The sequence below is a fragment of the Massilia sp. CT11-108 genome, assembly GCF_047302915.1.
Taxonomy (GTDB): Bacteria; Pseudomonadota; Gammaproteobacteria; order Burkholderiales; family Burkholderiaceae_D; genus Telluria; species Telluria orientalis.
The window spans coordinates 1-5,291 of sequence record NZ_JBKYMO010000390.1; the positions used below are offsets into that span (position 1 = coordinate 1).

At 65.4% G+C, this 5,291-nt stretch carries 4 protein-coding genes and 1 tRNA gene; 4 read left to right on the forward strand and 1 reads right to left on the reverse strand.

Annotation, left to right across the window (positions count from 1 at the left end):
• Positions 1 to 85 (reverse strand) — tRNA-Leu (locus ACEN88_RS23640).
• Positions 86 to 427: 342 nt separating this feature from the next.
• Here ACEN88_RS23640 and rnr point away from each other — a divergent pair.
• The 4 genes from rnr to ACEN88_RS23660 form a co-directional block, all read left to right on the forward strand.
• On the forward strand, positions 428 to 2,992 hold the full coding sequence (rnr, locus tag ACEN88_RS23645) for a ribonuclease R (protein ID WP_413343585.1): 2,565 nt from the start codon (positions 428 to 430) through the stop codon (positions 2,990 to 2,992).
• Positions 2,993 to 2,995: 3 nt separating this feature from the next.
• Complete coding sequence (gene rlmB, locus ACEN88_RS23650) at positions 2,996 to 3,742, forward strand: 23S rRNA (guanosine(2251)-2'-O)-methyltransferase RlmB (protein ID WP_413343587.1); 747 nt, start codon at positions 2,996 to 2,998, stop codon at positions 3,740 to 3,742.
• Between the two features lie 212 nt (positions 3,743 to 3,954).
• Positions 3,955 to 4,692: a serine O-acetyltransferase gene (gene cysE, locus ACEN88_RS23655; RefSeq protein WP_413343588.1), complete on the forward strand. Its 738-nt coding sequence runs from the start codon at positions 3,955 to 3,957 to the stop codon at positions 4,690 to 4,692.
• A 10-nt stretch (positions 4,693 to 4,702) separates the two neighbouring features.
• The coding region (locus ACEN88_RS23660; protein ID WP_413343590.1) for a YceH family protein at positions 4,703 to 5,291 on the forward strand (589 nt) is incomplete at its 3' end.

Consider the following 5,291-nt stretch of genomic DNA (forward strand, 5'->3'; position numbering starts at 1 on the left):
TGGTGCCCACGGAGGGACTCGAACCCCCACACCTCGCGGCACATGGACCTGAACCATGCGCGTCTACCAATTCCGCCACGTGGGCATTGGACCGCTTTGCTTGCATTGCTCGACGTTGCCGTCGAATTCCGCTACGATATCAGGCTTTGCCGTTTTGCGCTAGACCAACTTTCGTTCGATCCTGGCGCGCACCGCCTGCGCAGCGCCTTCGTTTCCGGCTGGGCCGTTTCCGAAGAGACCGAGAGTATAGCGGATGGATGGCAAATGTCAAAGACCCTCCGAACCGGACATTCCCTGCACGGTTCACGGGCGACGTTAGGCGAATTTGCCGGTCCTCCGTTACACTACGCGTGCCTGCGTGTCAATGTAACGAGATCCGCGCTGTCAAACGGACGGCGCCACCACTGAGAAGATAAAGAATACAAATTTGAAGCACCCAACTCATACCATCCCAAGCCGCGAGGAAATCCTCGGCGTGTTCCGTGAGGCCAAGGGGCCGCTCGACAGCGGCGCCCTGGCCCGAGCCCTGCAAGTCAACCCGGAAGCGGAGGGCGTGCTGTCGCGCCGCTTGAATGCGATGGAGCGCGACGGCCAGTTGCGCGCCAATCCGGCGGGCGAATATGCGCTCACGGACCACTCGAGTTTCATTTCCGGCCGCATCAGCGCGCACCGCGACGGCTTCGGCTTCGTCATCCCCGACGAGGGCGGTGAAGACCTGTTCCTGCCCGATAAGGAAATGCAGAAGGTCCTGCACGGCGACCGCGTGCTGGCCCGCGTCGTCGGCACCGACCGCCGCGGCCGCGCCGAAGGCACGATCGTCGAAGTCACGGAACGCGCCAACACCCACGTCATCGGCCGCCTGCTGAACGAGAACGGCGTCTGGGTCGTCGCGCCGGAAGACCAGCGCATCGGCCAGGACATCCTCGTGTCCGGCGCGCCCGGCAAGGCCAAGGCCGGCCAGGTCGTCAGCGTCGAACTCCTCGAGCAGCCGTCGCGCTTCCGCCAGCCCACCGGCAGGATCGTCGAAGTACTTGGCGAACTGGACGACCCGGGCATGGAGATCGAGATCGCCGTGCGCAAGTTCGGCGTGCCGCACATCTTTTCGCCGGCCGCCATCAAGCAGGCCAATAAATTGCCGAACGAGGTGCGCGACGCCGACCTGGCAGACCGCGTCGACCTGCGCGACGTGCCGCTCGTCACCATCGACGGCGCGGATGCGCGCGACTTCGACGATGCCGTCTACTGCGAACCCGTCAAGATCGGCCGCGCGAAGGGCTACCGCCTGCTCGTCGCCATTGCCGACGTCAGCCACTACGTCAAGCCGAACGATGCGCTCGATGGCGACGCGATCGAGCGTTCGACGTCCGTGTATTTCCCGCGCCGCGTGATCCCGATGCTGCCGGAAAAGCTGTCGAACGGCCTGTGCTCGCTGAACCCGGCCGTCGACCGCCTCACGCTCGTGTGCGACATGGTCGTGACGACCGACGGCGAAGTGAAGGCCTACCAGTTCTATCCGGCCGTGATGCACTCGGCGGCGCGCCTGACCTATGACGAGGTCGCCGCTATCCTGGGCAACACGAGCGGACCGGAAGCGGGCCGCCGTCCCGGCATCGTGCCGCACCTGCTGAACCTGAACGAGGTGTTCCGCTCGCTGCTGAAGGCGCGCCAGGAGCGGGGCGCCATCGATTTCGAGACGACGGAAACGTATATCGTCTGCAATGCGATGGGCAAGATCGAGAAGATCCTGCCGCGCACGCGCAATGACGCGCACCGCCTGATCGAGGAATGCATGCTGGCCGCCAACGTGTGCGCCGCCGACTTCCTGATCCGCCACGACCAGCCGAGCACGTTCCGCATCCACGCCGTGCCGACCGAGGAAAAGCTGAACCAGCTGCGCACCTTCCTGAAGCAGGTGGGCCTGAACCTGGGCGGCGGCACGACGCCGCAGGCGCGCGATTACGCCGAACTGATGACGCGCATCAAGGAGCGTCCGGACGCGACCCTGCTGCAGACCATGCTGCTGCGCTCGATGCAGCAGGCCGTCTACAGCCCGGACAACGTCGGCCACTTCGGCCTCGCGTACGAAGCCTATGCGCACTTCACGAGCCCGATCCGCCGCTACCCCGACCTGCTGACGCACCGCGCCATCAAGGCCGTGCTGAAGGGGAAGAAGTACGAGCCGACCGGCATCGACCTGTCCAAGCTGAACACCACCGTGTCGAAAGCGGTGCGCAAGCAGGCAACGAAGGACAAGGCCGAAGGCAAGCAGAAGGATCCGAAGGACCTGACGATCTGGGATGCGCTGGGCGTGCACTGCTCGGCCAACGAACGCCGTGCCGACGAGGCGTCGCGCGACGTCGAGAACTGGCTCAAGTGCTACTACATGAAGGACAAACTCGGCGAGGAATTTACGGGCGTGATCTCGGGCGTGACGCCGTTCGGCATCTTCGTCCAGCTCGACCAGTTGTTCGTCGAAGGCCTCGTGCACGTCACGGGTCTCGGTACCGATTACTTCCAGTACGACGAAGCCCGCCACGAACTGCGCGGCGAACGCACGGGCCAGGTGTACCAGCTGACGGGCCGTGTGACGGTACAGGTCGCGCGTGTCGACCTGGAATCGCGCAAGATCGACCTCGTGCTGGCCCAGCCGAGCGAGGCAGCGCCGGCGCCGCTGGAACGCGCCCGCGCCGCTGCGCTGGACGCCCGCGAACCGAAGCCGCCGCGTCGCCGCAAGGCGAAGGGGAGCGCCGTACCGGTGTCGCAGCAGGAAGCCCGCACGACGCCGGCCGAGCCGGCCGCATCGACGTTCGGTGCCACCGACGAGAGCGAAGAAGACGTCGTGTTCGTGCCGCCCACGCGCAGCCGACGCGGCAACAGGAATGGATCGCCGGCCGCAAAAGCGGCCGCGGCAAACCAGACCGCGTCCAAGAAGACCGCGGCGAATAAAAGCGCTCCCACCAAGAGCGCCTCCAAAACCAGGAAGAAGAAGTAACGCATGAAAAATAAAATGATTTTCGGCTTCCACGCCGTGACCTCGCGCCTCCGCCACGAGGCCGCCAGCGTGGAAGAGATCTTCGTCGATGCCGGCCGCCAGGACCGCCGCATGCAGGACCTGATCGCCAACGCGAAATCGGCCGGCGTGCGCGTGATGCCCGTCGACGCCGAGCGCCTCGACAAGATCGTCGGCACCCGCCGTCACCAGGGCGTGATCGCGTTCGCGAGCCAGCTGTCGCTGGCGCGCAACCTGGACGAATTGCTCGATGCCGTGGAAGGGCCGCCGCTGCTGCTGATCCTCGACGGCATCACCGACCCGCACAACCTGGGCGCCTGCCTGCGCGTGGCGGACGGCGTCGGCGCGCATGCCGTCATCGCTCCGAAGGACCGCTCCGTCGGCCTGAACGCGACGGCGGCCAAGGTCGCCAGCGGTGCCGCCGAGACCGTGCCGTATATCACCGTGACGAACCTGGCGCGCACGATGCGCGACCTGAAGGAGCGGGGCATCTGGCTGATCGGCACGTCCGACGATGCCGACAAGGGTTTGTACGAAGGCGATTTCACGGGCCCGACGGCGCTCGTGATGGGCTCGGAAGGCGAGGGCATGCGCCGCCTGACCCGCGAGACCTGCGACATCCTCGTTTCCATTCCCATGTTCGGCTCGGTCGAGAGCCTGAACGTCTCCGTGGCCTCGGGCGTCTGCCTGTACGAGGCCCGCCGCCAGCGCCTGGCGCGCGAGCCGCATTAATCCCACCGTCGTCCCCGCGCAGGCGGGGACCCATACTGAGCGGCCGAAGTCCTGACATTACGGGCCAATCTTATTATCAGAAATTACGATTTCTGATACTCGGCATGGGTTCCCGCTTTCGCGGGAACGACGTCTCTCCAAAATTGATTCCCTCATAAGCAAGTACGGCGCGGATAAGCTACCATGCTGCTTCACTTGCACGAATCACGACTATGTTTTCCAACCTGCGCGAAGATATCCAGAGCATCATCGAACGCGACCCTGCGGCACGTAACGCATGGGAAGTGCTCACCTGCTACCCGGGCCTGCATGCCGTCGTCATGCACCGCTGGGCGCATGCTTGTTGGCGCGCCAACTTCCGCTGGCTGGGCAGGTTCATCTCGTATTTCGCGCGCGTTCTCACGGGCATCGAAATCCACCCCGGGGCGACGATCGGCCGCCGCGTCTTCATCGACCACGGCTTCGGCGTCGTGATCGGCGAGACCGCCGTCGTCGGCGACGATTGCACGATCTACCAGGGCGTCACCCTGGGCGGCACGACCCTGGTCGCGGGCACGAAGCGCCATCCGACGCTGGAGCGCGGCGTGATCGTGGGGGCCGGCGCGCAGGTGCTCGGCGCGTTCACGGTCGGCGAATACGCGAAGGTGGGCTCGAACGCCGTCGTCGTCAAGCCGGTTCCGGCCGGCGCGACGGCCGTCGGCAACCCGGCCCACATCGTGCGCAAGGAAGATCAGACGCGCAGCGCGCAGATGTTCGCCGCGTACGGCGTCACGCCGAACGGCGACGATCCGCTGTCGAAGGCACTGCGCAACCTGATCAACCACGTGGCCCAGCAGGACGAGCAGATCGAGCGCATGTGCGCGACGATGAAGGCGGCCGGCATCCGCTGCCATACCCCCGACGAGAGTGATAAACTCGACCAGGCACAACTGAACCGGCTCGTAGATTAAAGGACCACCGATGCAAGACGATATCCCGGGCAGCTTCGACCCGGCATCCGACCTCGACCCCAATGAAATCCGCGTACTGGGCGTCCTCGCCGAAAAAGAGGCGCTGACGCCCGACAATTACCCCATGTCGCTGAATGCGGTGATGAACGGCTGCAACCAGCTGTCCAGCCGCGACCCCGTGATGCAGTTGTCGGAAGACGTCGTCCACGACACCCTGCAGCGCCTCATGCAGCGCAAGCTCGTGAACGGCATCGCCCAGGCCGGCGCGCGCGTCATCAAGTACGAGCACCGCATGCGCATCAAGTGGACGCTCGAGCAGGACAAGGTCGCCGTGCTGGCCGTGCTGATGCTGCGCGGCCTGCAGACGGCGGGCGAAATCCGCAGCCGCACGGGCCGCCTGCACGATTTCAAATCGGTGGCCGAGGTGGAAAGCGCGCTGCAATTCCTCATCGACAAGTACCCACCGCTCGTCGTCCGGCTCGAACGGGCGCCCGGGACGAAGGAATCCCGCTACGGGCAATTGCTCGGCGGGGCTATCGACGTCGCGCACGCTGGAAACGCAGGGCTGGAACATGATGGTGCCGATCGGCGACACGGGC

Coding starts and splice junctions, on each gene's coding strand:
- rlmB (WP_413343587.1), top strand. CDS start 2,996: ATGAAAAATAAAATGATTTTCGGCTTCCACGCCGTGACCTCGCGCCTC.
- cysE (WP_413343588.1), top strand. CDS start 3,955: ATGTTTTCCAACCTGCGCGAAGATATCCAGAGCATCATCGAACGCGAC.